The organism is Burkholderia sp. AU45251, from assembly GCF_030482905.1.
GTDB classification, from domain to species: Bacteria; Pseudomonadota; Gammaproteobacteria; order Burkholderiales; family Burkholderiaceae; genus Burkholderia; species Burkholderia aenigmatica.
In genome coordinates, this window is the sequence record NZ_JAUJQH010000019.1 from 109,619 (window position 1) to 135,497 (window position 25,879).

The 25,879-nt window shown below is 64.1% G+C and carries 34 protein-coding genes, 2 tRNA genes and 1 pseudogene; 23 read left to right on the plus strand and 14 right to left on the minus strand.

All coding sequences use genetic code 11. The annotated features are described in order from the left end of the window. Positions 1-46: 46 nt before the first annotated feature. The 6 genes from QZM67_RS28965 to QZM67_RS28990 all read right to left on the minus strand — a co-directional run bounded on the left by QZM67_RS28965 (position 47) and on the right by QZM67_RS28990 (position 4,530). Complete coding sequence (locus QZM67_RS28965; protein WP_011351851.1) at positions 47-841, minus strand: cystine ABC transporter substrate-binding protein; 795 nt, start codon at positions 839-841, stop codon at positions 47-49. A 100-nt stretch (positions 842-941) separates the two neighbouring features. Beyond that, a complete protein-coding gene (locus tag QZM67_RS28970; RefSeq protein ID WP_175026508.1) occupies positions 942-1,979 on the minus strand; it encodes a quinone-dependent dihydroorotate dehydrogenase in 1,038 nt (345 codons plus the stop codon). A 99-nt stretch (positions 1,980-2,078) separates the two neighbouring features. Next, positions 2,079-2,909, minus strand: coding sequence for an arginyltransferase (locus QZM67_RS28975; protein ID WP_122945213.1), 831 nt, complete (start codon positions 2,907-2,909; stop codon positions 2,079-2,081). A gap of 33 nt (positions 2,910-2,942) precedes the next feature. Continuing rightward, on the minus strand, positions 2,943-3,707 hold the full coding sequence (gene aat, locus QZM67_RS28980; protein WP_043182662.1) for a leucyl/phenylalanyl-tRNA--protein transferase: 765 nt from the start codon (positions 3,705-3,707) through the stop codon (positions 2,943-2,945). A gap of 11 nt (positions 3,708-3,718) precedes the next feature. Continuing rightward, the gene (locus tag QZM67_RS28985; RefSeq protein WP_011351855.1) at positions 3,719-4,264 is read right to left on the minus strand and encodes an NUDIX hydrolase; all 546 of its coding nucleotides are present in this window, start codon (positions 4,262-4,264) and stop codon (positions 3,719-3,721) included. 189 nt (positions 4,265-4,453) lie between these two features. Beyond that, positions 4,454-4,530: transfer RNA gene (locus QZM67_RS28990), tRNA-Met, on the minus strand. Positions 4,531-4,727: 197 nt separating this feature from the next. On the opposite strand from QZM67_RS28990, the gene QZM67_RS28995 reads away from it, so the two are divergent. From QZM67_RS28995 to QZM67_RS29005, 3 genes are read left to right on the plus strand one after another with little or no spacing between them, the layout of a single operon-like run. Continuing rightward, positions 4,728-5,225, plus strand: coding sequence for a heme-degrading domain-containing protein (locus QZM67_RS28995; protein ID WP_301808638.1), 498 nt, complete (start codon positions 4,728-4,730; stop codon positions 5,223-5,225). 3 nt (positions 5,226-5,228) lie between these two features. Further along, entirely contained in the window at positions 5,229-5,567 is a 339-nt protein-coding gene (locus QZM67_RS29000) for a multidrug efflux SMR transporter (protein ID WP_011351857.1), read from the plus strand. Between the two features lie 31 nt (positions 5,568-5,598). Next, the gene (locus QZM67_RS29005; protein WP_301808640.1) at positions 5,599-6,753 is read left to right on the plus strand and encodes an enoyl-CoA hydratase/isomerase family protein; all 1,155 of its coding nucleotides are present in this window, start codon (positions 5,599-5,601) and stop codon (positions 6,751-6,753) included. A 115-nt stretch (positions 6,754-6,868) separates the two neighbouring features. Here the strand turns inward: QZM67_RS29005 and QZM67_RS29010 are convergent, their stop codons facing one another. Beyond that, on the minus strand, positions 6,869-7,297 hold the full coding sequence (locus QZM67_RS29010; RefSeq protein WP_043182670.1) for a hypothetical protein: 429 nt from the start codon (positions 7,295-7,297) through the stop codon (positions 6,869-6,871). 340 nt (positions 7,298-7,637) lie between these two features. Between QZM67_RS29010 and ssuD the strand changes: the two genes are divergently transcribed. The 9 genes from ssuD (at position 7,638) to QZM67_RS29055 (ending at position 13,148) form a co-directional block, all read left to right on the plus strand. Then, complete coding sequence (ssuD, locus tag QZM67_RS29015) at positions 7,638-8,795, plus strand: FMNH2-dependent alkanesulfonate monooxygenase (protein ID WP_043182672.1); 1,158 nt, start codon at positions 7,638-7,640, stop codon at positions 8,793-8,795. 17 nt (positions 8,796-8,812) lie between these two features. After that, positions 8,813-9,625 carry an aliphatic sulfonate ABC transporter permease SsuC gene (ssuC, locus tag QZM67_RS29020; protein WP_301808643.1) on the plus strand — a complete coding sequence of 271 codons (813 nt, stop codon included), beginning with the start codon at positions 8,813-8,815 and terminating at the stop codon, positions 9,623-9,625. Beyond that, positions 9,622-10,581 carry an ATP-binding cassette domain-containing protein gene (locus tag QZM67_RS29025; protein WP_301808646.1) on the plus strand — a complete coding sequence of 320 codons (960 nt, stop codon included), beginning with the start codon at positions 9,622-9,624 and terminating at the stop codon, positions 10,579-10,581. Before ssuC ends, QZM67_RS29025 begins: the two co-directional genes overlap by 4 nt. Positions 10,582-10,641: 60 nt before the next feature. Continuing rightward, on the plus strand, positions 10,642-10,857 hold the full coding sequence (locus QZM67_RS29030) for a molybdopterin-binding protein (RefSeq protein WP_006476104.1): 216 nt from the start codon (positions 10,642-10,644) through the stop codon (positions 10,855-10,857). A 142-nt stretch (positions 10,858-10,999) separates the two neighbouring features. Continuing rightward, entirely contained in the window at positions 11,000-11,197 is a 198-nt protein-coding gene (locus tag QZM67_RS29035) for a hypothetical protein (protein ID WP_089425274.1), read from the plus strand. A 55-nt stretch (positions 11,198-11,252) separates the two neighbouring features. Then, positions 11,253-11,498: a hypothetical protein gene (locus QZM67_RS29040; protein ID WP_043182680.1), complete on the plus strand. Its 246-nt coding sequence runs from the start codon at positions 11,253-11,255 to the stop codon at positions 11,496-11,498. A gap of 130 nt (positions 11,499-11,628) precedes the next feature. Further along, entirely contained in the window at positions 11,629-12,615 is a 987-nt protein-coding gene (dusA, locus tag QZM67_RS29045) for a tRNA dihydrouridine(20/20a) synthase DusA (protein ID WP_235995978.1), read from the plus strand. A gap of 57 nt (positions 12,616-12,672) precedes the next feature. Next, positions 12,673-12,748, plus strand: a tRNA-His gene (locus tag QZM67_RS29050). Between the two features lie 100 nt (positions 12,749-12,848). Next, positions 12,849-13,148: a hypothetical protein gene (locus tag QZM67_RS29055; protein WP_301808648.1), complete on the plus strand. Its 300-nt coding sequence runs from the start codon at positions 12,849-12,851 to the stop codon at positions 13,146-13,148. 309 nt (positions 13,149-13,457) lie between these two features. On the opposite strand, the gene QZM67_RS29060 is transcribed toward QZM67_RS29055, so the two are convergent. From QZM67_RS29060 to QZM67_RS29070, 3 genes are all read right to left on the minus strand, one after another. Then, entirely contained in the window at positions 13,458-14,456 is a 999-nt protein-coding gene (locus QZM67_RS29060) for a phosphatase PAP2 family protein (protein ID WP_301808651.1), read from the minus strand. 165 nt (positions 14,457-14,621) lie between these two features. After that, positions 14,622-15,140: a VUT family protein gene (locus QZM67_RS29065; RefSeq protein WP_051889821.1), complete on the minus strand. Its 519-nt coding sequence runs from the start codon at positions 15,138-15,140 to the stop codon at positions 14,622-14,624. 590 nt (positions 15,141-15,730) lie between these two features. Further along, the gene (locus tag QZM67_RS29070) at positions 15,731-16,156 is read right to left on the minus strand and encodes a hypothetical protein (RefSeq protein ID WP_301808654.1); all 426 of its coding nucleotides are present in this window, start codon (positions 16,154-16,156) and stop codon (positions 15,731-15,733) included. Between the two features lie 71 nt (positions 16,157-16,227). Here QZM67_RS29070 and QZM67_RS29075 point away from each other — a divergent pair, with 71 nt between their 5' ends. Further along, the gene (locus tag QZM67_RS29075; protein WP_301808655.1) at positions 16,228-16,743 is read left to right on the plus strand and encodes a GNAT family N-acetyltransferase; all 516 of its coding nucleotides are present in this window, start codon (positions 16,228-16,230) and stop codon (positions 16,741-16,743) included. 75 nt (positions 16,744-16,818) lie between these two features. Here QZM67_RS29075 and QZM67_RS29080 read toward each other — a convergent pair whose 3' ends face one another. Continuing rightward, entirely contained in the window at positions 16,819-17,283 is a 465-nt protein-coding gene (locus QZM67_RS29080) for a hypothetical protein (protein ID WP_301808657.1), read from the minus strand. A 332-nt stretch (positions 17,284-17,615) separates the two neighbouring features. Here QZM67_RS29080 and QZM67_RS29085 point away from each other — a divergent pair, with 332 nt between their 5' ends. Both QZM67_RS29085 and QZM67_RS29090 read left to right on the plus strand, forming a co-directional pair. Further along, entirely contained in the window at positions 17,616-18,011 is a 396-nt protein-coding gene (locus QZM67_RS29085; protein ID WP_175022581.1) for a hypothetical protein, read from the plus strand. Between the two features lie 210 nt (positions 18,012-18,221). Then, positions 18,222-18,848: a hypothetical protein gene (locus tag QZM67_RS29090; RefSeq protein WP_175022593.1), complete on the plus strand. Its 627-nt coding sequence runs from the start codon at positions 18,222-18,224 to the stop codon at positions 18,846-18,848. Positions 18,849-19,278: 430 nt separating this feature from the next. On the opposite strand, the gene QZM67_RS29095 is transcribed toward QZM67_RS29090, so the two are convergent. Further along, the gene (locus QZM67_RS29095) at positions 19,279-20,022 is read right to left on the minus strand and encodes a DUF695 domain-containing protein (protein WP_301808661.1); all 744 of its coding nucleotides are present in this window, start codon (positions 20,020-20,022) and stop codon (positions 19,279-19,281) included. A gap of 26 nt (positions 20,023-20,048) precedes the next feature. Here QZM67_RS29095 and QZM67_RS29100 point away from each other — a divergent pair, with 26 nt between their 5' ends. The 6 genes from QZM67_RS29100 to QZM67_RS29120 all read left to right on the plus strand — a co-directional run bounded on the left by QZM67_RS29100 (position 20,049) and on the right by QZM67_RS29120 (position 23,079). Further along, positions 20,049-20,492, plus strand: a complete 444-nt coding sequence (locus tag QZM67_RS29100) for a VOC family protein (RefSeq protein ID WP_301808663.1) — start codon at positions 20,049-20,051, stop codon at positions 20,490-20,492. Positions 20,493-20,537: 45 nt separating this feature from the next. After that, positions 20,538-20,846 carry a hypothetical protein gene (locus QZM67_RS29105; RefSeq protein ID WP_043183156.1) on the plus strand — a complete coding sequence of 103 codons (309 nt, stop codon included), beginning with the start codon at positions 20,538-20,540 and terminating at the stop codon, positions 20,844-20,846. Positions 20,847-21,052: 206 nt separating this feature from the next. Further along, positions 21,053-21,295, plus strand: coding sequence for a hypothetical protein (locus QZM67_RS39960; RefSeq protein ID WP_043182706.1), 243 nt, complete (start codon positions 21,053-21,055; stop codon positions 21,293-21,295). 178 nt (positions 21,296-21,473) lie between these two features. Beyond that, on the plus strand, positions 21,474-22,016 hold the full coding sequence (locus QZM67_RS29110; RefSeq protein ID WP_301808674.1) for an aspartyl-tRNA synthetase: 543 nt from the start codon (positions 21,474-21,476) through the stop codon (positions 22,014-22,016). Between the two features lie 160 nt (positions 22,017-22,176). Then, a complete protein-coding gene (locus QZM67_RS29115; RefSeq protein WP_043182707.1) occupies positions 22,177-22,650 on the plus strand; it encodes a VOC family protein in 474 nt (157 codons plus the stop codon). A 201-nt stretch (positions 22,651-22,851) separates the two neighbouring features. Beyond that, positions 22,852-23,079, plus strand: coding sequence for a hypothetical protein (locus tag QZM67_RS29120; RefSeq protein WP_089450413.1), 228 nt, complete (start codon positions 22,852-22,854; stop codon positions 23,077-23,079). A gap of 136 nt (positions 23,080-23,215) precedes the next feature. Here the strand turns inward: QZM67_RS29120 and QZM67_RS29125 are convergent, their stop codons facing one another. Both QZM67_RS29125 and QZM67_RS29130 read right to left on the minus strand, forming a co-directional pair. Next, positions 23,216-23,839 (minus strand): phospholipase D family protein, encoded by a 624-nt coding sequence (locus QZM67_RS29125; protein ID WP_011351878.1) that lies wholly within the window; start codon positions 23,837-23,839, stop codon positions 23,216-23,218. 342 nt (positions 23,840-24,181) lie between these two features. Further along, on the minus strand, positions 24,182-24,670 hold the full coding sequence (locus tag QZM67_RS29130; protein ID WP_301808665.1) for a helix-turn-helix domain-containing protein: 489 nt from the start codon (positions 24,668-24,670) through the stop codon (positions 24,182-24,184). Positions 24,671-24,932: 262 nt separating this feature from the next. On the opposite strand from QZM67_RS29130, the gene QZM67_RS39965 reads away from it, so the two are divergent. Together QZM67_RS39965 and QZM67_RS29135 are read left to right on the plus strand one after the other, a co-directional pair. Continuing rightward, complete coding sequence (locus QZM67_RS39965; protein ID WP_367620453.1) at positions 24,933-25,058, plus strand: superinfection immunity protein; 126 nt, start codon at positions 24,933-24,935, stop codon at positions 25,056-25,058. A 166-nt stretch (positions 25,059-25,224) separates the two neighbouring features. Continuing rightward, positions 25,225-25,661 (plus strand): annotated as a pseudogene (locus tag QZM67_RS29135) (STM2901 family protein). Positions 25,662-25,879: the final 218 nt, after the last annotated feature.

A 25,879-nucleotide genomic window follows, 5' to 3' on the forward strand; every position in this document is an offset into this window, starting at 1 on the left:
ATGCCGCCCTTTCCGGCCCGCCGTCAGGCGGGAAATGCAGGCGTGCTTACTTGATCGGCTTCGTCACGTCGATGCCGAACCACTTGTCCGAGATCTTCGTGAAGGTGCCGTCGGCTTCGAGTTGCGCCATCGCGTCGTCGATCGCCTTCTGGAACTTCGGGTTGCCCTTCTTGAACGGGATGCCCGACGGGTTCGCCGAGCCGACGTTCGCGCCCGGGCGCAGCGGCAGCTGCGAATTCTTCGTCAGGTACGCGAGCATCAGGCGATCGTTGAGCGCCGCGTCGAGACGGCCTGCCGCGAGATCGCGCAGGTACTCGGGCGCGCCCGGGTACGTCTTCACGTCGATGCCGGGCACCGACTTCGCCATGTCCATGTAGTTCGTGCCGAGCGCGACGCCGAGCTTCTTGCCTTTCAGGTCTTCAAGCGACTTGAACTGGCGCGTGTCGTCGTTGCGCTGGATCAGCTGCGCGGACGAATACGTGTATGCCGGCGAGAAGTCGAGCGTTTCCTTGCGCTTGTCGGTGATGCCGACCTGGTTGGCGATCACGTCGAACTTGCCGGCCTGCAGGCCCGCGATGATGCCGCTCCATTCGGTCGTCACGAATTCCGCTTTCACGCCGAGCTTCGCGGCCACGGCCTTTGCGATGTCGACGTCGAAGCCGACGAGTTCACCTTGCGGGTTCTTCGAGTTGAACGGCGGGAACGTGCCTTCGAGGCCGACCCGCAGCGTGCCGCGTTGTTTCACCTGGTCGAGGAGGTCGGCCGCATGCGCGGTGGCGGCGGCGAATGACGTGCCGATCAGGCCGGCAACCAGCAGCTTCTTCAGCAGCGCAATCTTCATCGTGTGTTTCCTTGCCCTGTCCGGGTCATTGATTCTGATAACGGGGTCGATGATAGCAAAAACGCAATCGATCTCTAAATATCGTTTGTTTATGCCTATATTACGCGGTGCGTTCGCCGGCGATGGCCTTCACGCATTCCGCGACGAGCGCGGGGCCGCGGTAGATGAAGCCCGTATACAGCTGGACGAGTGCCGCGCCGGCCGCGAGCTTGGCGCGAGCGTCCTCGCCCGAGAAAATGCCGCCGACGCCGATGATCGGCACTTCGCTGCCGACTTCGGCGTGCAGCTTGCGGATCACTTCGTTCGACGCGTCGAACACGGGGCGGCCCGACAGGCCGCCGGCTTCGTCCGCATGCGGCAGGCCCTGGACGGCCGCGCGCGACAGCGTCGTGTTGGTGGCGATGACCGCCTCGATCTTGTGGCGCAGCAGCGTGTCGCCGATTTCCTTGACCTGCTCGTCGTCGAGATCGGGCGCGATTTTCAGTGCGAGCGGCACGAGCTTGCCGTGCAGGTCGGCGAGGCGCTGCTGCTTATCCTTCAGCGCCGCGAGCAGCGCGTCGAGCTCGCCCGCGCCCTGCAGCTGGCGCAGGTTCTTCGTGTTCGGCGACGAGATGTTGATCGTCACGTAACTCGCGAACGGGTACACGCGCTCGAGGCAGTACAGGTAATCCTCGGCGGCGCGCTCGATCGGCGTATCGGCGTTCTTGCCGATGTTCAGGCCGAGGATGCCGCGATAGCGGGCGGCCTGGACGTTCTTCACGAACTGGTCGACGCCGTGGTTGTTGAAGCCCATCCGGTTGATCAGTGCTTCGGCCTGCGGCAGGCGGAACATCCGCGGGCGCGGGTTGCCGGGCTGCGGGCGCGGCGTGACCGTACCGACCTCGATGAAGCCGAAGCCGAGTGCCGCCAGGCCGTCGATGGCTGCGCCGTCCTTGTCGAGGCCGGCCGCGAGGCCGACCGGGTTGCGGAACGTGAGCCCCATCACGGTGCGCGGCGCATCGGGCACGCGGGCCGACAGCGCGCAGGCGAGGCCCGTGCGGCCGGCCGCGCCGAGCGCGCGCAGCGTGAGGTGGTGAGCGTCTTCCGCATCCATCTTGAACAGGGATGCGCGGGCCAGCGGATAGAGGGAACTGAACACGGGAATAGGGCGGACAGCCGGAATGAATGACAACCCGCTATTTTACCGGGAGTTGCGCGGCAGAGGCGCGCTTCGCTTCGTCACTCCCGGCGGCGCGCGTCAGCCCGAGCCGGAATGCCCGCCCGGCAAGGGCGCGCGGGCCAGTGCCGCGTCGACCGGCGGCAGGTCGATCCGTTCCGGGTCGAGTATCTTCCAGCGGCCGTCGATCAGCCCTTCGAGCGGGTGGAAGTTCGCCTTGTAGGCCATCTTCGGGCTCTCGCGGATCCAGTAGCCGAGATACACGTAGGGCAGGCCGAGGCTCTTCGCCTGCTCGATCTGCCACAGGATGTTGTAGGTGCCGTAGCTGGTGTGCGCGTCGTCGGGTTCGAAGAACGTATAGACCGACGACAGCCCGTCGCCGAGGATGTCGATCATGCTGACCATGCGCAGCTTGCCGGGCTCGCCGCCCGGTGCGTCGAGGTCGCGGAATTCGACGAGACGCGAGTTGATCCGGCTCTGCAGCAGGAATTGCTCGTACTGGTCGCGGCTGTCGCGATCCATGCCGCCGCCCGCGTGGCGTGCGGACTGGTAGCGCATGTAGAGCGCGTAGTGCTCTTCGTCGTAGTGCAGCGGCGAGACCGTCGCGACGAGCGTGCGGTGCCGTTTCCACATCCGGCGCTGCGTGCGCGACGGCGCGAACGCGTCGACGGGGACGCGCACCGGCACGCAGGCACGGCAGCCGTCGCAGTACGGACGATACGTGAACACACCCGAGCGCCGGAAGCCGGCCTTGACGAGCTCGGTGTAGATGTCGGAATTGATCAGGTGGCTCGGCGTCGCGACTTGCGAGCGCGCGACGCGGCCGTCCAGATAGCTGCACGGATAGGGCGCCGTTGCATAGAATTGCAGCGCCGAAAGCGGTGAAAGCGGCAGCTCAGTCGGGTGAGTCATGGGCAGCTCTCGTTGCAGGGAGGGAGTGCCGCGCTAGCGCTCGATCCCGGAGGGGGCCGCCGTTTCGGCGCGGCCCGTCAGCGCGGCGAGCACGCGCTTGTCGAACTGCCACGGAATCGGCGGTTCGGCTACCGCGCTGCGCACGTGAGCGACAAAGGCCTTGCGTGCGATCTCGCGGCCGCCGAGCGACGCTAGATGCGACGTATTCTGCTGGCAGTCTATCATCTCCAGCCCCTGCTCGCGAAGGTGCGCGACGAGCGTGGCCAGCGCGATTTTCGATGCGTCGGTCGCGTCCGCATACATCGACTCGCCGAAAAACATCCGTCCGAACGACACGCCGTACAGGCCGCCGACACGCCGCCCGTCGTGCCACGTTTCGATGCTGTGCGCGTTGCCGGAGCGGTAGAGCGACGTGTACGCGTCGATGATCTCGGCCGTGATCCACGTGCCGCGCTGCCCGCGGCGCGGCGCCTGCGCACACGCGCGCATCACGCCCGGAAAGTCGTAGTCGACGCGCACTTCCCATTCGGGCGCGCGCAGCACACGTTTCAGCGTCTTGCGCAGCGAAGGCGACACCTTGAATTCGGCCGGCACGAGGATCATGCGCGGGTCGGGGCTCCACCACAGCACGGGCTGGCCGTCCGAATACCACGGGAAGATGCCGCGCAGGTACGCGTCGATGAGGCGCGACGGCAGCAGGTCGGCGCTCGCGGCAAGCAGCCCCGGCGCGCCGGTCGCGGGGCCGAGCGCGCGTTCGATGGGCGGAAAGGGATCGTCCGGGCCGAGCCAGGGGACCATGGGGCGGGGGCTCAGCCGTTGCGCAACGAGCGGAAGATATCGCCGGTGTGCACGCCGTAGTCGCCCGCGGCGCGATCGGCGAAGAAGAATCGCAGGGTCTGGCTGACGGTCGGGAACGCGATTTCGTCCCACGGGATGTCGGCTTCGTCGAACAGCTTCACTTCGAGGCTTTCCTCGCCGGCCTCGAATGCCGGATCGGTGAGCCGCGCGAGGTAGAACAGGTGGACCTGGTGCACGTGCGGCACATTGAGCAGCGTGAACAGGTTCTGCACCTCGACACGCGCGCCGGCTTCCTCGAGCGTTTCGCGCGCGGCGGCTTCGGCCGTCGTTTCGCCCATCTCCATGAAGCCTGCCGGCAGCGTCCAGAATCCGTAGCGCGGTTCGATCGCGCGGCGGCACAGCAGGATCTGATCGCCCCAGACCGGGACCGTGCCGACGACGTTGCGCGGATTCTGGTAGTGGATCGTGCCGCAGTGATCGCAGACGAAGCGCTCGCGATTGTCGCCCGGAGGAATGCGCGCGATGACTTCGTGACCGCAGACGGAGCAGAATTTCATGTCGAGTGGAAGGGACGAGGTGATGCGAGTGTATCACCGGGATGCGGCATTCTCGAACGCGGGCGCGGGCGCGAGCAGGCCGCGTGTCGCGCAAAGTGGAGGGTGCGGGTGCGCGAAGCGGCGCGGGGAGTACGACGGAAAAACAAAAAGCCCGGCACTAGGCCGGGCTTTTTGCATGAATCTGGACGTTGGTTGCGGGGGTAGGATTTGAACCTACGACCTTCGGGTTATGAGCCCGACGAGCTGCCAGACTGCTCCACCCCGCGTCCGTCGAAGAAATGAATTATAAGGAGTAACCCGAACGCGTGCAAGCGTTTTCTGACAATTTCTTGTCGCCGCTTGTGGGGCCGGTACGGTGGGCGCGTGCGCTAGAATCGAGCGGTTTGTTTCGTCTCTTCGGCAGCGGGGCTGTGCGCGATCGCGTCGGCGCCGTTGTGACTCTCATTACTGTATCGACGGATTCATGGACATCGCTCACGATCTGCAATCGATCGGCGCGCAGGAACAGGCGCTCGTGTTTCCCCATTTCGACCCGGCCCGCGCATGGGCGCTCGGCAACCGGATGCATGCGCTCGCGACGTCGCGTGGCCATGCGGTCGCGATCGACATCGTCACGTTCGGCCAGCCGCTGTTCTACGCGGCGCTCGCTGGCGCCACGCCCGACAATGCCGACTGGGTGCGCCGCAAGCGCAACGTCGTCGCGCATTTCCGCCGCAGTTCGTACGCCATCGGCCTGCGCATGCAGCAGGCCGGCACCACGCTCGCGGACAAGCACGGGCTGCCGGTCGCCGAGTACTCGCCGTACGGCGGGTCGTTTCCGCTGATCGTGGCGGGCGCCGGCGTGATCGGTTCGATCACCGCATCCGGGCTGCCGCAGCGCGCGGATCACGAATTCGTCGTCGAGGCGCTGTGTGCGGAGCTCGGCCACGACTACGCGGTGCTGGCCCTCGCAAGGAGCTGAGCGATGCAACTGCCCGGTTACGCATGGCTCGCGATCGCGATCGTCGCGGAAGTGATCGGCACGTCCGCGCTGCGTGCGGCAGACGGCTTCACGCGCCTCTGGCCGTCGTTGCTCGTCGTCGCCGGTTACGGCATCGCGTTCTACTGCCTGTCGCTCACGTTGCGTACGATGCCTGTCGGCATCATCTATGCAGTCTGGTCGGGCGCTGGCATCGTGCTGATCACGCTCGTCGCGATGCTGCTCTATCGTCAGGTGCCGGATCTGCCGGCGGTGATCGGCCTCGGCCTGATCGTCGCCGGCGTCGTGGTGCTGAACCTGTTTTCGAAGATGCAGGCGCACTGAGCGTGCGACTGCCATTTGCCGGATGACCCTCATGACCGATTCCACTTCCGCTGCCGTTTCCGCCGAATCCGCCCAGCCCGACGTACGCGCGTATGTCGCGAACCGCATCGGCTTTCTCGAACTGAACCGGCCGAAGGCGCTGAACGCGCTGTCGGTCGGCATGATCCGGCTGATGCAGCGGGCGCTCGACGCGTGGCGCAACGATCCCGAAGTCGTCGCGGTGGTCGTGCACAGCCCGCATCCGCGCGCGTTCTGTGCGGGCGGCGACGTGCGCTTCTTCCATGAGGCGTGGCAGCGCGGCGACCGTGACGCGGTCGACACGTTCTTCATCGAGGAATACACGCTGAACCACACGATCTTCACGTATCCGAAGCCTTACATCGCGCTGATGCACGGCGTCGTGATGGGCGGCGGCATGGGGATTTCGCAGGCGGCGCGGCATACGGGCGGCCTGCGCGTCGTGACCGACTCGACGAAGATGGCAATGCCGGAAACGCGTATCGGCCTGTTCCCGGACGTCGGGATGAGCTGGTTCCTCGCGCGCACGCCCGGCGCGATCGGCCGCTATCTCGCCGTGACCGGCGCGACGCTCGACGCGGCCGGCGCGCTGTACGCGCAGCTTGCCGACGTCTACTTGCCCGATGCCGCGCTGCCCGCGCTGCTCGATACGCTGCGAAGCGCGCGCATCGACAACGGCGAGCAGGCCGTCGCCTGCGTGGCCGACGCGGCGGCCGCGCACAAGGTCGTGCCGACGCCCGACACGTCGGCGCTGGCCGACGCGCGCGCCGGGATCGACCGCCATTTCGCGCAGGCGGACATCGGCGCGATCCTCGCGTCGCTCGACGCCGAGCAGGATTGCGCGGCCGTCGACGGGTGGGTCGAGAAGGCGACCCATGCGATGCGCGAACAGTTGTCGCCGCTGTCGATGGCCGTGTCGCTGGAAGTCGTCGAACGTGCACGCGGCGCGACGATGGCCGATTGCCTGCGGCGCGATCTCGATCTCACGCGCTCGACATTCGCGCACGGCGACGTGATCGAAGGCGTGCGTGCGCTGATCGTCGACAAGGACCACCAGCCGGTCTGGCGCTTCCAGTCGACCGCCGACATCGATCGTGCAGACGTGCTTGCGATGTTCGACAGCCCGTGGACGCCCGACACGCATCCGCTGCGGAATCTGCAAGACTGACGTCGGACTGACCGAAGCACACGCTGGAAACGAAAAGGCCGCCTGCGCACGCAGGCGGCCTTTTTCATGGAGGTCGACCGGCCCGCGGTCGACGGACGTCGCGCTTGCGCCCGTGTTACTCGTCGCCTGCGTCGTCCGACATGAACGCACGCATGAACACGAGCGCGCCGAAACCCCATACCGCGTTCGCCGCGAAGCCGGCCGCGAGCACGGGCATCATGTTGCCGGACGGCCAGATGCCGCGCAGCGGATCGATCGCGAACACGCGGGCGGCCGTCAGCACGATGCCGCCGAACACCAGTGCGCCGATCCACGATGCCTCGCGTTCCGGCGACACCCGCAGCAGCCACGCCATCGGGACTGCACAGCATGCGCTGATCAGCGCATTCGCGACAAATTCAGGAATGCCGAGCGGCGCGAACGGCTGCGTGGAGAAGCCGGTTGCGGCGATCAGGTCGGCCGTATGAAGGAGTGCGAGCGTGGCCTCGCGGAAGAACAGGGCGGCCAGGAAGCCGGACAGGAATGGCAGGATGACTTTCTGCATCGATGAGTGCACCGCAGGCGCGCACGGCCGGGGCCGTCCGCGCGGAGTTATTCGGATAGGTGCGTCATTATAGGGCCCGCCCGCCGCGATATTCGCTCCAGCGTCGTGCTAATCACGAAAGCGGAAAACCTAAGCTCAAAAAAATCGTTCCAAAGCCCTGCACCGATCCCTAGACTGATTTCCCAGAAACAGCCGTGCAATCGCGTCCTCGCCCGCTGCACGGCCTGACCGGCGAGCCATCCCGATTCGAACGCACACCATGCATGCGCCGCTGATCCGCGACGCGAGCAGGGCGGTGTTTTTTCAAATTCCGGCAAGGACAGTCAAGCAGGAGCAGCAAATGAATGTGTTCTGGTTTATCCCCACGCACGGCGACAGCCGCTATCTCGGTACGGCCGAAGGTGCGCGCGCCGCGGACTACGATTACTTCAAGCAGGTCGCGGTGGCGGCCGACACGCTCGGCTACGAGGGCGTGCTGTTGCCGACCGGCCGTTCCTGCGAGGATGCGTGGGTCGTTGCGTCGAGCCTCATCCCGGCGACGCAGCGCCTGAAGTTCCTGGTCGCGATCCGTCCCGGCATCGCGTCGCCGGGGCTGTCGGCGCGGATGGCCGCGACGTTCGACCGCTTGTCGGGCGGCCGCCTGCTGATCAACGTCGTGACGGGCGGCGATGCCGCCGAACTCGAAGGCGACGGCCTGTTCGCGGATCACGACACGCGCTACGAAATCACCGACGACTTCCTGAACATCTGGCGCGGGCTGTTGTCCGCGTCGCACGACAACGGCGGGTTCGACTACATCGGCAAGCATCTGCAATCGAAGGGCGGCAAGGCGCTGTATCCGCCCGTGCAGCGTCCGCATCCGCCGCTTTGGTTCGGCGGCTCATCGCCGGCCGCACATGAGATCGCGGCCGATCACATCGACACCTACCTGACCTGGGGCGAGCCGCCCGAGGCCGTCGCGAAGAAGATCGCGGATATTCGCGCCCGTGCGGAGGCGCGCGGCCGCAAGATCAAGTTCGGCATTCGTCTGCACGTGATCGTGCGCGAAACCGAGGACGAAGCGTGGCGCGACGCAGAGCGCCTGATCAGCCGCCTCGACGACGAAACCATCGCACGTGCGCAGAAGGCGTTCGCGAACATGGATTCGGAAGGCCAGCGCCGGATGGCCGCGCTGCACGGCGGCAAGCGCGGGGGCCGCGAGGCGCTCGAGGTGTATCCGAACCTGTGGGCCGGTGTCGGCCTCGTGCGCGGCGGTGCGGGTACCGCGCTCGTCGGCAATCCGGAACAGGTCGCGGAGCGCATGCGCGAATACGCGGATCTCGGCATCGAGACCTTCATCCTGTCCGGCTATCCGCACCTGGAGGAGTCGTACCGCTTTGCGGAACTCGTGTTCCCGCTGATCAAGGGCAACGGCGAGGCGAAGGCGACCGGCCCGCTGTCGGGCCCGTTCGGCGAGATCGTCGGCAACAGCTATCTGCCGAAAGCGGCCCAGAGCTGAGCGACGGGAGGCCTGCGATGACAACGAAAACGTCGACGACGGGCGCGGCCGTGGCCGCCCGCGCATGGCGCGGCGTCGCACCGTGGCTCGTGCCGCTCGCGCTGCTGGCGGTATGGGAAGTCGGCGCGCGCACCGGCTGGCTGTCGACCCGCGTGTTGCCCGAGCCCGTGGCGGTCGTCCGAGCGGCCTGGTCGCTCGTGACGTCGGGTGAAATGTGGGCGAACGTGAAGGTCAGCACCTGGCGCGCGCTGTTCGGTTTCGCGATCGGCGGCGGCGTCGGCCTCGCGCTGGGGCTCGCGACCGGCTTGTCGAAGGCAGCCGAGGTCGCGCTCGATTCGACGATCCAGATGATCCGCAACATCCCGGCGCTCGCGATGATTCCGCTCGTGATCCTGTGGTTCGGCATCGACGAGAAGGCGAAGCTGTTCCTCGTTGCGCTCGGCGTGTTCTTTCCGGTCTACATCAACACGTACCACGGGATCCGCTCGGTCGACGCGAACCTGATCGAGATGGCGAAGAGCTACGGCGTGCGCGGCTTTGCGCTGTACCGCGACGTGATCCTGCCCGGTGCGTTGCCGTCGATTCTCGTCGGCGTGCGCTTCGCGCTCGGGCTGATGTGGGTGATGCTGATCGTCGCGGAAACGATCTCCGCGCAGTCGGGCATCGGCTACATGACGATGAACGCGCGTGAATTCCTGCAAACCGACGTGGTGGTGGTCGGCATCCTGCTGTACGCGGTGCTCGGCAAGCTGGCCGACGTGCTGGCGAAATGGCTCGAGCGCGTGACGCTGCGCTGGCACCCCGCTTATCAATCAGGAGCAAAGGCATGAATGCGACGACTTCGGCGGCCGCCTACGGCCTGCTCGCCGGCGCAGACCTCGAGGCCGAACTGGCGCAGGCGCGCGTCGCGGACGGCGACGCGCGCGATGCGGCAATCCTCGAACGTGACGGCAGCGCCTCCGTCGTTCCGCTTGCACGGCGGCGGGCAGGCGGCCCGGCACCCGACGATGCGGTGACGCTGTCGGGCGTCAGCAAGCGCTTCGGCGCGCGCACGGTGCTCGACAACGTCGAGCTCGGCATCGCGCGCGGCAGCTTCGTCGCGATCGTCGGTCGCAGCGGCTGCGGGAAATCGACGCTGCTGCGTCTCGTCGCGGGACTCGAGCAGCCGAGCAGCGGCGCGCTCGAGACGCGCGGCGAGGGCGGCGGCGAACTCGATACGCGGATCATGTACCAGGATGCGCGCCTGCTGCCGTGGAAGACCGTGCTGCAGAACGTGATGCTGGGCCTTGGGCGCGGCGCGCGCGACCAGGCACGCGCGGTGCTCGATGAAGTCGGCCTGCTGGAACGCGCGAACGACTGGCCCGCGCAACTATCAGGCGGCCAGCGGCAGCGTGTCGCACTGGCCCGCGCGCTCGTGCACCGGCCGCAATTGCTGTTGCTCGACGAGCCGCTCGGCGCGCTCGACGCGCTGACCCGCATCGAGATGCATGCGCTGATCGAGCGGTTGTGGCGCGAACACCGGTTCACGGCGTTGCTCGTCACGCACGACGTGCAGGAGGCCGTCGCGCTCGGCGACCGCATCCTGCTCATCGAGCAGGGGCGGGTGGCGCTGGATCAGCCAGTGCCGCTCGACCGGCCGCGCGCCCGCGCATCGGCCGCGTTTGCGGCGCTGGAGGATCGCGTGCTGAAACGCGTGCTTGCCGGCGGGCCCGGTGCGGCCGGCCAGGACGCGACGCATGAGACGGATTACGTTCGACCGGTCGGGCAGATCCGCTGGGCCGTTTAAATCCGGGCGGCGGCAACGGCCGCCCGTTGTGAGATCTTTTTCTTCGGAGCGATCAACCTGATGAGCATCACTGCAATCAACGTACGTAACCAGTTCAAGGGCAAGGTGAAGGAGATCATCCGCGGATCCGTGGTCTCCGAGGTCGACGTCGAGACGCCGTTCGGCATCGTCACGTCGGTGATCACGACCCGTTCGGTCGACGAACTCGAACTGAAGGTCGGCGCGGAAGTCGTCGCGCTCGTGAAATCGACCGAAGTATCGATCGCGCGCCTCTGAGCCCGCGTGTCCAGCGCCGGTGCGGCGTCACGGGCAAACTGCCCGTTGGCGCTGCCCGGCATTTCCGTAGCGCGTTTGCCTTGGTATTCGACGTCCTGACGAAGTGCTAGGATGGAGCGACAACGATGCCGGAGGCCACCGCATGACCCCCATCCTTTCCCCCGAAGCCATCGAGGCGCTGAAGTGGATCGACCAGTTCGGTGAAAGCCGGCCGGTTCCCGCCGTGTTCGACGACGTCGTCTACGCGTTGCTGAACGAGGGGCTGATCTACCAGGCGGCGGCCGACCGGGTCGACCTGACGGCTGATGGCAAATCCTTTTTATCCGACGAATACGATTGAGCGCACGGCGCCGGCCGCGCGGGCGGCCCGGCGCTGCGTCGCCACGGAGCGTGCGATGGAACCGAGAGGCAGCGACCTCGGCGATTTCAGCGAGCCGTACCGCGGCTTCGAGATCGAGGTGAAAACCGAGCAGGTCTGGGACGGCGAGCATGCGCATTACCGCGTGCTGCAAGGCGATGCCGTGCGGATCGACTGGCGGCTCGTCAAGGTCGACGGGATGCTGCTGACCGAACGACGCGTGATCGAGCGTGTGCTCGACGAGGCGCGGCGGGCGGTCGATACGGAGCTGGGTGAAGGGTAGCCTGCGTGCCGGGCAGGCACGGCCCGTCTTGCGGTAAAATGCCGGGTTGTTCCCGCGCCGTCAGGCCTGTTGCCCGAAATCCATGTCCGTACCGTCCTCGCTTCCTCCCCGCCGCGTATCCGTCGCGCCCATGCTCGACTGGACCGACCGCCATTGCCGGTCGTTCCACCGGACGCTGACGCGCGACACGTGGCTGTATACGGAAATGATCACGACGGGCGCGCTGCTGTTCGGCGATGCTCAGCGGCATCTCGCGTTCACGCCGAACGAATCGCCGGTTGCGCTGCAGCTGGGCGGCAGCGAGCGCGACGACCTCGCGCGTGCCGCGAAGCTCGGTGAGCAGTGGGGCTACGACGAAATCAACCTGAATTGCGGCTGCCCGTCCGAGCGCGTGCAGCGCGGCGCGTTCGGCGCGTGCCTGATGAACGAGCCGCAACTCGTGGCCGACTGCGTGAAGGCGATGAGCGATGCGGTGTCGGTGCCGGTCACGGTCAAACACCGGATCGGTGTCGATGCGGTCGAGGACTACGCGTTCGTGCGCGACTTCGTCGGCACGGTGGCCGAGGCTGGCTGCAAAACGTTCGTCGTGCATGCGCGCAATGCGATCCTGAAGGGGCTGTCGCCGAAGGAGAATCGCGAGATCCCGCCGCTCAAGTACGACTATGCGTATCAGTTGAAGCGCGATTTTCCGTCGCTCGAGATCGTCATCAATGGTGGCATCACGACGCTCGACGAAGTTGCGCAGCATCTGGAGCATGTCGACGGCGTGATGCTCGGCCGCGAGGCGTATCACAACCCGTACGTGCTCGCGGAGGTCGATGCGCGCTTCTACGGATCGACCGCGGCGGTGCCGACGCGCGCAGAGGCCGAGGCGAAGCTGATCGAATACTGCGCGGCCGAACTGAAGCGCGGGACTTACCTCGGCGCGATCGTGCGGCATGCGCTCGGACTGTATCGCGGCATGCCCGGCGCACGCGGCTGGCGTCGTGTGCTGTCCGACAACAAGAAGCTCGCACGTGCCGATCTGGCCGTGTTCGACGAGGCGCGCGCGCATCTGAACGAGGCCGAAGAAATTTTTGAAAAAAAAGCTTTGCAAGATTCAAAAGTGTTCGTATAATCTTGTTCTTCGCTGCTGAAACACAAAAGCAGCGAAGAACAAAAAGCAGTAACAGTGGTGGCTGTAGCTCAGTTGGTAGAGTCCAGGATTGTGATTCCTGTCGTCGTGGGTTCGAGTCCCATCAGCCACCCCAAAGAATTCCAAGCGGTATCAAGCAGTTAGAAACGGCACTGAGATTTTATCCAGTGCCGTTTTTGTTTTGGAATTCCACAAAAGTTTTGGAATTCCACAAAATGGAATTCACAGCGCTTTACGATTTTGTTTCGGTCATACACGCGTGCGGTTGTTGCTGGATTCGCGTGAAGGTCGGGCGGTGCGCCGCGCTTGCCCTTGTGATGGGTCGCGTAATATGCGCGCGGGTCGTGGAACGTGAACCGGCCGGCAAATACCTTTTCCTCGATTGCCTCGTTCAGCAACTTCCCCTAGAACAACTTTTTGACGCCGTCGCGAATGTAGCGCGTGCCAGGCGTCGTCATGATTTCGATCTGCTCGATTACCTCGCTGCGCCTCTTCCACGCTTCACTTTAATGTGACCGGCCTGGCGGCCGACCTGCGGCCACGACAGGTCACTTGGTTACGGCGCGATGAATGCGGCGTGAATCCGGTCGGTCACTGCGTGCAACTTGCTATTCACGACGTCGCCGACGGCGATCCAGAAAAGGACGCGAGCAGCTTGCTTGATGGCCGTCTCCTGCTGCTCGAAATTGCGTGGATGTCCGATAGCTCAGATAGTTCTAACGCACAGTCGAGCAGTTTCTAAACCGTGAAACCAAAAAAATGCTCGTTCGAGGCGAGCAACACTGAAAGTAGTCCGGGAGCGGCCGGACGTGGCGGCCACTGACTTATTGGCGCTTGTCGGTAGAGAGGGGGTGGGCGGCGATCGGCAGATCGCGATCGGCCAGCGGGGAATCGGCGGTTGCCCGCAAGTAGCCCGGCAGGAAAGCGCGCGTCACGTATATCGTGGCGACGCCGAGGAAGATTCCGGCGACGACGTCCGCTAGATAGTGGCCACCTTCCGTGGGCGTCGACAGGATCATCGCGATGTTCAGGACGCAAGCGGCAGGAAAAACCCGCCGGACATGCCGGAGACTCCATGCGAAACAGATTGCTAGCGCCGCATGGTACGACGGCATCGATACGAGCCCCTGCGCGTTCTCAAGGACGATCTGCCGTAGTTCGCCGGACCGAAGCAAGATGAAATCTGAAACCGTGTCGGCTGTCCCGGGCGCGTGAATTCCGAAGTGCAGGTACGCGCTGCTGGCCGGGTAGAGCCAGCCAATCAATACCACAATGAGCCCCGAGATCGTGGCGTTCAGGACCAGCTCCGAGTAATCTTGCGATTTTCTGACAACAGCCAATATGAACGGGATTATCACAAGCTGAATTAATCCAGTTTCATACGCCACGTGCAATATGGTTTTTATGGTGGGATGTGCGCCGACCCACTTATAGAGTACCTCCCACTCGAAACCGAATTGTGAATCGAACCGTAGCAACGCCGTGTCGACCAGCGGGCGCCCAGCGCTTACGGTCAGGTATTGCAGTACCAGAGCGGCGTCGGTGAACGCACAGAAGGCACCGATCCACCACAGCACGATGGCGATTTCACGATAGAAGATGGTCCGCGATTCAGATCGATTACGGAATGCCCGCGAGACCATCCACAGTAGAGTGCCAAGCAACATGGCTAGCACTATTCCGACGCCCTTTTTTGCGATAGTAGAAATAGGCACGAATATTCCGGCTGCTGGGAGCCAGAATAAATCGATCAGTACGAGTATGCCGGTGATGGCCCATAGGGCTGCATATGGTTGGCTCCGCGTTTTATCGTGGTTTGTCATTATCTTGTCGATCGAGCAATACGTCATCGCCCGTACATGGACGGCAGGTGCGTGGCGATTGAACACGGCGCTACCGCGATCTTTTCTCTGCAGTGGGTGCAGTCGATCGAGGTAACATCGCAGTCGTTCGATGGCTTTGACCCGTGGCCAAACGCCGACCCGTCCTCACCGATCCACCACATTGCTCGCGATCCCCGCCTGCACCGTTCGAGCGTTTCGAAAAACCAACCACGACCACAAAGCACCACCAGCCACCTTCGCGACGAACTGCAATGCGGCGATCGTCGGGAACACCGTCCCGAACGCAATCAGCGGAAAGATGATGGAGTCGACAGCCGCCCCCGCGACATTCGCGCCATTTGCACGCGCCAGTATCGGGAAGCGACGTGCGAGTTGAAACACGATCGCGCTCGCCACGGCTGCCGAACCGAACGCCACCAGAGACGCGAGGGCGATTTCCTTGGCGGCGGGATTGAGCGCGTAACTGACGACGCCGGCGGCTGCGATCAACGCAAACATCCGTGACCAAAGCGCGCGGCCGCGCCAGTCCAGATGGAGCCGGTCTCGAATCGCGAGATCGAGTCCGATCAGAAGGAACGCGATGATCGGCGTAGCAGCCGGTCCGAAATGAGCGACCATCAGGTTAGCGACAGCGACCGCTGCGATATAGATCAGGACGTACATGATTCCCCTGTGATAAAGAGTGCGCGCTGCGTCGATTCGGAGCCGAAGTTTGCCATACATGGCCAATGAAACGGACGGGCGCTCCGCTACGCGCAAGCCGGGTCGAACGGCGAACGATTGACGGAAAGCAGGGTTGAGCGCAACAGGATATCGTCACTGTGTAGCAGGTTTTCATCAAACCATCTTTGCCGCGAGATCGTATGGCCGTATCCGGTTGACGTGATGTTGTGCAGTTTCCTTTCCCGATTAAGGTTCTCGCTTCCCGTGCCGTTATCTTCCCTGGACAGCCCTCGTGCCTCGAATGCTGATCCGTTTTCTTGCCTGCTCGCGTTCCGCGTGAGCAGGCTTTTTTCGTTTATGGCCGCCCTTTGTCGCCTGAATGGCCGAATGAGACAGGGACTTGGCGTGAACCGACAATGCGCAACAATCTTACATTGGTGTAATGTATCGACTTCCTCGTGCCCTCATGCTTTGCAGGGCCGTTCGATCCCGACAACCCATGAAGGTGTCGGGATTTTTTTTGCCTGCATCCCGTTGCGCTGGCAACGAGTTGCAGCGACGCCCGGCAGGCAGGCGCTGACGCGATCGCGTCAGACGTGAAGGAGGCGAACGCCCACGAACGTCACGAGCCAGTGTGTGGCGACGGCGCATGCAAGGTACGCGACGATCACGTGCAGCGGGCGACGTCTTGAAAACAGATAGGCTCCGAGCACCGCGAACAGGATAGGCGGTCCGAACAGATACGCGAACAGGTCGACGGTGGCGTGGATCGTTGCTGCGCACGCATCTACGCCGCCACCGCAGGAACCGGCCGGCGGTATGCACAATCGATCAAACGCGATACACAGGCGGCTGTCGATCGTGGCCCACGCGATCACGCTGATGACGCCCGCGATCGCAAATCCGATCGTTCCCAACACACGTCGCATTGTTTGAATTCCCCAAGGTTTGTGTACCCGTGGTTCCGGGTCGGGCCGACAAGTATGGTTCGAGCGCGGCGACGTCGATTTTTGCATGCGTGCAACGCGCGGTATATTTTGCGGCGAGACGTCCCGATCAAGACAACAAGCGGAAGGAGTGACCACCGATGCCGGAAACCCGGGCCACGCTGCGCGCCGCGACAGCGCAAGACGCCAACCACATCGCTCGCCTGCACACGCTGAGCTGGCAAACCGCGTACAGCCACATCCTGCCGGTGGCCTACCTGTCCGACGAGGCGCCGACGGAACACGCGATCCGGTGGCGGCAATATCTCGATCGCAATGAAAAAGCGTGGGGCCTCGTGCTGATCGCCGAGGTGGACGGCGAGCCCGTGGGCATCGTCAGTGCCGAGCGTCCCGTCGATCCTGCGCTTGGCGTGCTGCTCGATTGCCTGCACGTCCATCCTTCTCATCACGGAAGCGGCACGGGCAAGCGCATGATCGAAGCCGTTCGGGCGTGGGCGCGCGGGCTCGGCGTGAACAGGGTCCACCTGAAGGTGCTGGAGGGCAACGAACGGGCGATCGGTTTCTATGAACACAACGGCTGGCAACTGGCGGGTATCGCAACGAGCCGCATCGGCCAGACGGAGGTCACCGACCGGATCTACGCGCTACAGGCGTAGCGGCCTGGCGACATTCGAGCGAACGGTCGCATGACGTTCGGCCATCGCCGGGCGAAGGCCAAACGTACTCCAGCGCTACTCGCTGCAGTACCGCACGAGCAAATCGGCTTCCGTCTCATGCACCTCGACGGGCAGGGTCGTTGCGCCCGCATAGGCGAGATAGCGCGCGCGATGCTGGCCGTTGCGGAACGACGCCACGCCGACTTTCGACAGGCCGGGGATGCCGAGCAGCGTGCGCGTTCTCGTCTCGCGAAACGTGATGTACGGCATGTCGGGAATCCTGTCCTGGTCCGGATCGAGGAATTCGCGAATGCCCGCGGCCTTTCCGGGGGCCCAGTACAGCACTGACGGCAACACGTAGTCCGTCGTGTCTCGGTCGGCGCATGTCAGCAGTTTCTTCAGGTCGATCGCCACGACCCGGTGTCGCGTATCGTCGGACGAGAATACCCGCTTGAGGTGCGTATAGGCATAGGGGGCGTGCCCGGGAAGCTGGATAATCCAGACTTCTACGCCATTCTGTTGTGCGTGGGCGAGTGCCATTGCCATTACTTCCTCTGGTGCTGCAAGCGGTCGTCTTTGTTGAAGTTTAGCAGCGCGATTGCGGCGGGGAAGCAGGGCAATACCCGCAACCGGAAAGCGGAGCGATTCGCAGCAGAATCTGAACCGCGAATGAAAGCGCGGAGAGGAAGGGTGGAAAAATCGAATGCGGTCTTGTGTCGGCGATCGATATCGACAGGTCACGGGAATGTCGCGATACTGCCAGCGGGAATGACGCACCGCGCGAATTTCACTCGGGATTCACGCGGCGTCGCGAAACTCGGCATGCACGAATCATCATAGGAACAGAGAGGGCAGATTGACCGGAGAAAACCATGCCGTCGAAACTTGAGATCGAGTATCTCGATTACTGTTTCACCGCAACGCTCGAAATCAGGGAGTCCGGTCGGACAGGCGTTGTCGATTGGCGTCTCGAATCCGCTTCGCGAAGCAAGACGCTTGCGTGGATCGTGTTCGACCGCTTTCTCGAGCGGCATGATTTCGCCGATGAAGAAGAGGCGCGTGCCAATATCGTCGACTGGCTGGAGCGGCTGGCCGATCCGAGATCCGGCGCGTCGGTCGAAATAGCGAAGGCGAACGCGGTTGCTGTCGGCGCGGTGGCGACGGGCGCATCGACCGAGTCGACTGCCGAAATCGTCGGCGAAACCGTCATTGATGTCGCCAGCGATCTCGACTGGATCGAGATGGTTGCGGAATGGCTTTTCAGCTGACTGTCACGACGACGAAACCCGGTTGTCATGATGCAAGTTCCTGGGTTCGCGAAACCCGGTTTCGAAAAAATCGGTAGCGAAAAATGAAGTCCGAATCGTGCCGCTGGAAAAAATAGAATGATCCTGCTTTGACAACACTTGCTACTTACCGGAAACTGGCCCCGGACCTCAAATCATTTGCTTGAATTAAAACAAAATAAAATTCCGGACATGAAAAGAAGAACGCTACTGACGGCGGGCGCGATCATTGTCGCTGCCGGCCTGACAGGCTGCACCGCCATGCTGTTCGAAGACGGCAGATATGAAGAGACAGTCGACCGATTTCTCGTCAGCGAGGACGGCAAGAAATTCGTCGTGCTCGGCAAGAAATATCACTACATCTTCGATATGCCCGAGCATCTCGGCGCTGTGCTGGCATCGCCTTACCGCAAATCGATCAAGGCGGCGCTCTATGGGTTCGCCGCGCAGGGCAGCAAGATCTCGGGCAAGTTTTCGCTGCGGCTCCCCCGCAATGGCATGACCGACGAGGATTGGGATCGCGCGCAGGAGGACGGCTTCACGAAGCTCGGAAGCAGAGATCTGGAGATGAATGGTGTGCTGGACGGATCGCGCTATCTGGCCGATGGTTTTGCGCAAGGCAAGACGTGGTCGTCGTTTGAGCATTCGTACAAGATCCAGGTCACCGATCGCATTACCACGGCAGGCAAGGCCGTGCGCTTGCTCGCGACACCCGTCACGCTCGCGGCCGACGGCGTGATGATGGTCGGGGCAGTGGTGCTGTCGCCCGTCATCGTGGTGATGCTCGCGCCGGTCGCGGGCGTTGCGCTCGGACCGTGACGCGATCCGCGCGGCACGCGAGCGGTCCGGTTGCCGCAGCATTGTCACCAAAGGGTGAGTTGGCGCACAGATCGTTGCGCGGCCCGCGCTCACAATTTGGCCGGTTGACCGTTCTTCCCCGGCCCGGTCAACCGTTTCCCCGCTCGCTCGCGCAGGAGCGGGGGCTTTTTGCCCGTCCGACGCCGGAAGGCTGCGTCGGCGGAACCGGACAGGCGTTCGGCGGGCGGCGTAATCGCATCGGTTGCGCGCCCTGGCATCCGATCGCCTGATCCGTACGAATCGCTTTCCTCGTGCCTGAGCGAACCCTCAGGCCCATCGCCGGTTTCGGCCGGTGATGCCTTGGTCCCGGCGGCGCGCAACCCTGCCGCCGGGATGTTTTTTGCGCCGGATGCGTTGCATCACGTCGCGCGCAGCAGGCACGTTACCCCACTCAGCGAGCCTGTTCGACGCTGGTTTCCCAGCCGTCGTATTCCCCTCCGAACGAACGTATCTCGCGATTGATCGCGACCGTATGGCGCGTGATGTCGGCCAGTGCCATGGTGCCTTCGTGCGAAAACCGTACGGCCGACTTGCCGTCTTCGGTGGGCGCAACCGATTCGACCGGATAGCCTTTCGCTTCGGCCCAGTCTGCGAACTGATGCGCGTCGCTTTGGTCGGGGAAGTACGCCCAGTGCATCACGCGCCGGCTGACGTCGCTGGCGTCGCCTTTCTTCCGCAATTCATCCAGCACGCGCATGTCGCGCATGATCTGCCAGTCGTCGTCGGTCGGGTAGAGCGTCTGCCAGTAGGCTTCCTTGTCCGGATCGTCCTGGTGCGCGTACTGAAGGGCATAGGTCGTCTGATCGGCCAGTGCGTCGACGATCTCCGCCGCTGCCGCGTCGTCGAACGGCACGTAGAAGAGGAAATCCCGGTGGCCGTCGACGGTGATGCGGCCAACCTGCACGCCACCTTTCGCGGTGATCGTGGTGTCCAGCAGATCCTCGATCGTCGCGAGCGCGGCGATTTCGTCGCCGGCCGGCAGGCCTTCCGGTGTCGGATGCGCAAAGGGGACGCGCACACTGAGCAGCGACGCGCGCGGATCGCCTTCCGCGATTTCCGCAAAGCTGTGGTTGAAGCTGATGAAAGCCTGATGGTCGCCCATTCTGGCAGGGAAGGTTCCCCAGGCGTCGGTCATGTGTTTCTCCCGTGCACGATTGTCTGTTGACGGTTGCAAAGCGTCCCAATGTATCATCGAAAATCTCGTCGGCCGGAGAGGCGCACATGATTGCGAGTCTGGGCATCCTGGTGCCGGTCGAATACGACCGCTTTCGGGCGGTAGTGGATTTCTATCGTGTGGCGCTCGCGCTGCCGGCGCATTCCGATGGCGTGTCGGCGGCGGGGAATCCGTGGCATCGCTTCGTCGTCGACGGAGCGACGCTGACCGTTCATCCGGGCCGCGCTGGCGAGTTTCCGTATCCGGAGTTTCGACCGACCGGCCATGGCATTGCGCTTGCCATCGAAGTGGCGCATGTCTCGGAAGCCGTCGCGCGGCTCGAGTCGTGCCGCGTCAGTATCCTGAACGAGTGGGACTACGGCGACGGTACGATCGCGATTTCCGTGGCGGATCCGGCAGGAAACGTCTGCGAGATCTGGGGCTGTCCGTGACCCGTATCAGCGCGGCGGGCCGAAAAAAATTCAAAGGAGATGCCGATGTCGATGTTTGCGGTGAATGGCGTGCGAATCGATCCGCTCAGCGCGCGCGTGACGCACGTGCGCTGGGCGGCCGTGAATCCGGCCGACCGGTCGTGGGCGGCGGCGCCCAGCGAGGCGCCGGTGGCGGACGTGGCGCGCGCGCTCGCGTCCGGCAACGATGTCCGCGCAATCTTCTCGGCATCGGACGCCACGGCGATCGGGCCCAGGCTCAAACGCGTGCAGTATCGCGATGCATCGGAAGGCATCGAGCTCGACATCGATGCAACGAGCGAGTCGCGCACGTTGCGCGATCTGCCGCAAATCTGACCGGTGCGGCACGCGCCGGCGATAGCGCGTGCGGCCGCATGGCTGGCGCTACCTGGCCGAACGGCCGCTCGCACGACGTCGATCGCGAGGCGTAGTATTGGATGACCGTCATGCTGGGTTGACGGTTGCGCCGAACGGTTTGACGAGCCACGCGATCTTCAACGAGCCCGTTACCGGAAGCGAATATCGCACACGCGTACGAGACCATGTCCAGATCGCTCATCGCCCCGTTGGCATCCGCACTTTGCTTGGCGCTGTCGGCTTGCCAGACCGCGTCCGAGCCGCCTTTGCTGCCGTCGCCCGACACCGCGTCCACAGCCGCAGCCGTTCCGGCATCGTCGCCGGCCGCACCGATCCGCGGCATCGGCCTGGCGCCTCATCTGGCAGGGCAGAGTCACTGGGCCACCGGTCAATGCACGAGCAACGGCACCGTCAAGGTGTGCAACTGAACATGACCGATGCCGATGGCGCGCTGCCCGTTCCGCGCAGACGCAAGCGTGTTGGCGTGCGTCGATACGAACCGTCCTCGATCGCGTCCACTGCGTGGCGACAAGCCGCCCGTCGCGGCGCGTCGATAGGATGTCCGACCTCGATGACCCGGTTGCCGTCGATGTGAGCGATCGGGCGATGAACGACGAACGCGAAACCGCCGATTCCGGCTGGTATGTCGATCCCGTCGCGGGAACGGTCGCCGGCCAGTTGCCGGTGACGCTGGCGGTCGACAGCCGGGGCCTGAAAAAAAGGGCGGTCGCGTGCGCGGTGCTGGCCGCGGCGGGCCTATCCGGTTATGCGGCCGAGCCGGCGCTCTGGCCGGTGGCGGCGCTGGCCGTGTTGCTTGCGCTGGCGGGTGTTGCCTTCTTCGTGTCGTCGCGGCGCAGGATGGCGCTGCAGGTCGACGAGACGGGCTTCAGGCTGATCGGGGCCGTACGCGAACAACCCGTCACGCGATGGCGCGACGTCACCGAATTCCGGATCATCAGCGTCGCTGGTAATCGTTACATCGGCTACCAGTTCTCGGCGCATTCGTCGCGCACCAGGGTGCCGGGCGGCGTGATGCTGCCGATCTCCCGGTTTGTCGATCTTCCGCTCGATGCAGTGGCCGGATTGCTGGAGGCATGCCGTCGGCAGTTCGGTATGCCGGACAACGAGGCCGACCGGACGGGCCGATGACGCCCGACACGGGGAGCCCGCGGCCCCGATACGCGAGAAAGCAAAAAATGTCGGGCGCCGTGTCGATTTCCACCGGGTTCGTCCGTCGTAGCATCGGAGGCGTGCGCATCGCGCGTCCGTCCCGATTCCGATACGACAACCGCCCGAAGGAGCGACACCCATGTCCACGTCCGTCAAACCGATCCCGGAAGGGATGCGCACGCTGACGCCGCACCTGATCTGCGCCGGCGCAGCAGCAGCCATCGACTTCTACAAGCGCGCGTTCAATGCGAGCGAACAGTTTCGCCTGACGATGCCCGACGGCCGGCTCGCGCACGCGTGCCTCGTGATCGGCGATTCGACACTGATGCTGGTGGATGAAATGCCCGATCACGGTGCGCTCGGGCCGAAGGCCCTGAAAGGCACGCCGGTCTGCCTGCACCTGTACGTGCCGGACACCGACGCGGCGATCGCGAAGGCGGTCGCGGCTGGCGCGACGGTCACGATTCCGGCTGCCGACATGTTCTGGGGCGATCGCTACGGGCAGGTCGAGGATCCGTTCGGGCATCGCTGGTCGCTCGCGACGCACCAGCGCGACCTGACGCCCGAGCAGATCGCCGAGGCGATGGCCAGTGCGCCGCCGTGCGGAAGCTGATGCAGCCACGCAACCGCAGTTGAACGGCCGGGCGGCGGCATGCGCCCGCGCTCGGCCAGGATCGGTGCAGATGCGTTGGGAAGCGGGCGCCATGAGCCCGCGTTTTGCCCCGATGCGCAATGCGATGCGCGGCGCCTCAAGGTGCCCGGCGCCGTGCCGTAAACAGGGCGAGACCAATCGTTCATCGCTTCCCATCGCACCATGGTTCGAATTCTGTACGCAGGCTATCTCGCGTTTGCGCTGTATCTCCTTTATCCGATGGTTCAGAACACGCTGGCATTCGGCATCGTATGTGCGGGCAGCGCGCTGCCGGGCGGCGCCAGCGGCTTGTCGACGACTTCGGCAAGCGGCGTGAGCGGACAGGCGAATCGCTGTGCGCCGACGACGCAAGCCGGCGTCGCGGCGGGGCGGACGCCCGACATCCACTGAGCGCGACGGTGTCGCGCCGGACGTGCGATACGCGAAGCGGCGCGCTGGCCATTCGGCTGAATTGCACATCGCGCCAAGCTCGCCGATCATCTGCAACACGGTCGAGCGAATGTGGCAGGGCGCCGCGCTGTGTGCGTCAGTAGCTGGAGCGGTACGGCGTGCCCTGATCGAAGCGGCTTTGCCAGTGTGTGAGATAGCGCGATGCGAGTTGCGGGTTGTTCCACACCACGACGACGTTCTCGGAATTGCGGCTGGCTGCCGACGCGCTGTAGTTGAACGAGCCGGTTTCGACGTGCTCGGCGTCGATCACGAGGTACTTGTCGTGATGGATCGCATAGGCATCGATCGTGCGCGTCGGGATCCCCGCGTTGACGAGCAGGTTCAACGCCTGCTTGCTGCTCTTCGCGCGGTTGCCCTTGTCGTCGACGACCACCGCGACATTCACGCCGCGTCGCTTGGCGGCGAGCAAGGCGCGCGTGACGGGTGGCGACGTGAACGAATAGGCGGCGACGCGGATCGAGCTGCGCGCGGCGCCGATCGCTTTCAGCACGAGCGCTTCGGCACCGCCGTCGGGCGAAAACGCCGATTCGACGACCTGTGTCGCGGGGGCTTCGTGAGTGGGGGCCGGCAGCCATCGCGACACGAAGTCGATCGCTTGCTGGAGCAGCGATTCACTTTGCGTCTTGCCGAAGGCGGCGAACGGTGTGGCGAGCAGGGAAGCGGCGAGGCAGGCAGCGGCGAGGCGATTGCGCGACAACATCTTGGACAGCGAACAATTTCGAGACAGCGGGCCGTGAGTGTAACGCAGACGTGGCGGCCCGGTCACGTGCGGATGAGATGAGATGACTCGTCGCGATGGCCTGCGATGTCAGAAGCGGTGACGCAAAGTTGCGTTGCGCGGGATCCGTGTGCGCGCTCGCGGTGAGCAGCGGATCGGCGCGCTCGCGGCGCGCGAATGCACGTGCGGTGGCGGCGGGATAGCGTCGTGCAAGCCATGCGCACGTGCAGCCGGGCGGGCTCGATGCGACCCACGACAGCAGTGCGAACGCAACGAACGATCCGTGTGCGTTACGCGATCACGTACTCATGCGGGTGCGCTGCGTCAATCCTCGGTCGCAGGCGCTCCGGCTGCCTCGGCCGCAATCCACCCGGGGCCACGCTCCGGCTGCACGTCGCGTGCGTCGAGCGGCTCACCGCACGCCGAGCATACGGTGACCGCATGCATCAGATGGCCGCAAGTGCGGTGGCGCAACTGTACCGGCGGCCCCTGGCCGTCGTCTTTCCAGCGGTCGCCCCACGCCGTCAGCGCGAGCAGGGTCGGGTAGAGGTCGAGGCCCTTGTCCGTCAGTCGGTATTCGAAACGCGGCGGTCGCTCCTGATACGCGCGCTTGACCAGCACGCCTTCGTCGACGAGCCGCGCGAGCCGCTCGGCCAGCACGTGGCGCGTGAGGCCAAGCTGGGTCTGGAACGCGTCGAAACGGCGGCAGCCAAGGAACGCGTTGCGCAGGATCAGCATGGTCCAGCGGTCGCCGAGCACGGCGAGCGTACGTGCGACCGAACAATTCAGCGTGCCGATGTCATCCCATTTCATCGTCGAGTCTCTTGCATCTCTTGCGGCGGTTCAGCGAAATAGCGGGTTCGATTATAGAACCGAACACCGTCGCAGCGTAGAGTTCGCCTTTGCGGAACGTTGCGGCGGTTTCCTGTGGAAAACCCTTTTAAATCAAATGATTGAGTTCACTCTGATGCACCCCGTTGCGGAGCGTTGCACCTTGTTGCGGCGGGTCCAGGCGAGGGAAAAGGCGAGGTGAAAGGAGGGGAAATCGCGGGGGGCAGGTCAGACCATCATCGCGATCGCTCGCGGCCACCACCACAACCAGAACGCCATCGCAGTGCACAAGACATCCCTCGGCTGGACGCTCATCGGCTGGGTCGGGTCGCTCGTCTGGGCGCCGACTGTCGTCAGCAAAGCGGAGTAGCGCGGCGAGGGCCGCGCCTCGAAGCCTTCGGGGCGACAATCTTCACATATCGTCGATCGAGAGGAGCGGCGAGAACTTCTCCGGGATTACGTTCAGTTGCTTCTTAAGTCCACGCGGCATCTTCACGCTACTCTCTGGCGATCACCAACACGCATAATTCTGAGAGATGGAGAATACGTACAAGTACGGGATGCATGAGGGCTTAACCGTGAAGAACTCTTCTTCCTGATCTTTATCGACGAGACGGGCAAGGAGCTAGGAATCGATGATGCAGTCGGTATCGCGATGGTGCTGTCGGGCCAGCGGTTCATCCCGACGCGCGGCAAGTTCGCCGGGGCCGTCAAGGGGACGTCGATCGCGTCTGTCGTTTCCCGCCGCATGCTGCCGTACGAGATAAAACACCGTATCCTTCCGACCGTGACCTCGTTCACCAGCCTGATCCTGATGCGTATCAAATTCACGCGGAACATAGGTGCGTTCGTTGGCCGCGCAATTCCGGGAGTGGGTTGGGTGATCCTCGCGTCGGACGTGACGATGATCACGTATCGTTCCGTCACGACCTACAACAGCACGGTGAAGCCCGAGGACCGTTTGTATGGTTGATTCGTGGGAGAGCCTTGAACAGTTCGTTGCGACTGACGCAGGTAAGCCGCTAGTCGGTCGGCTCGAACTGACACGCGACACGGACCTCTATTGAGCGTGAGCACGTAAATCGATGGGAATTCGGGGCGTTTTGAGCAGCTTGCGTGATGTAGCGGTGGGGGTCTCCCTCAGGCATCTTGCACAAACGACGCCCAAGGGAGAGTCTCGTGTCTGCCAAG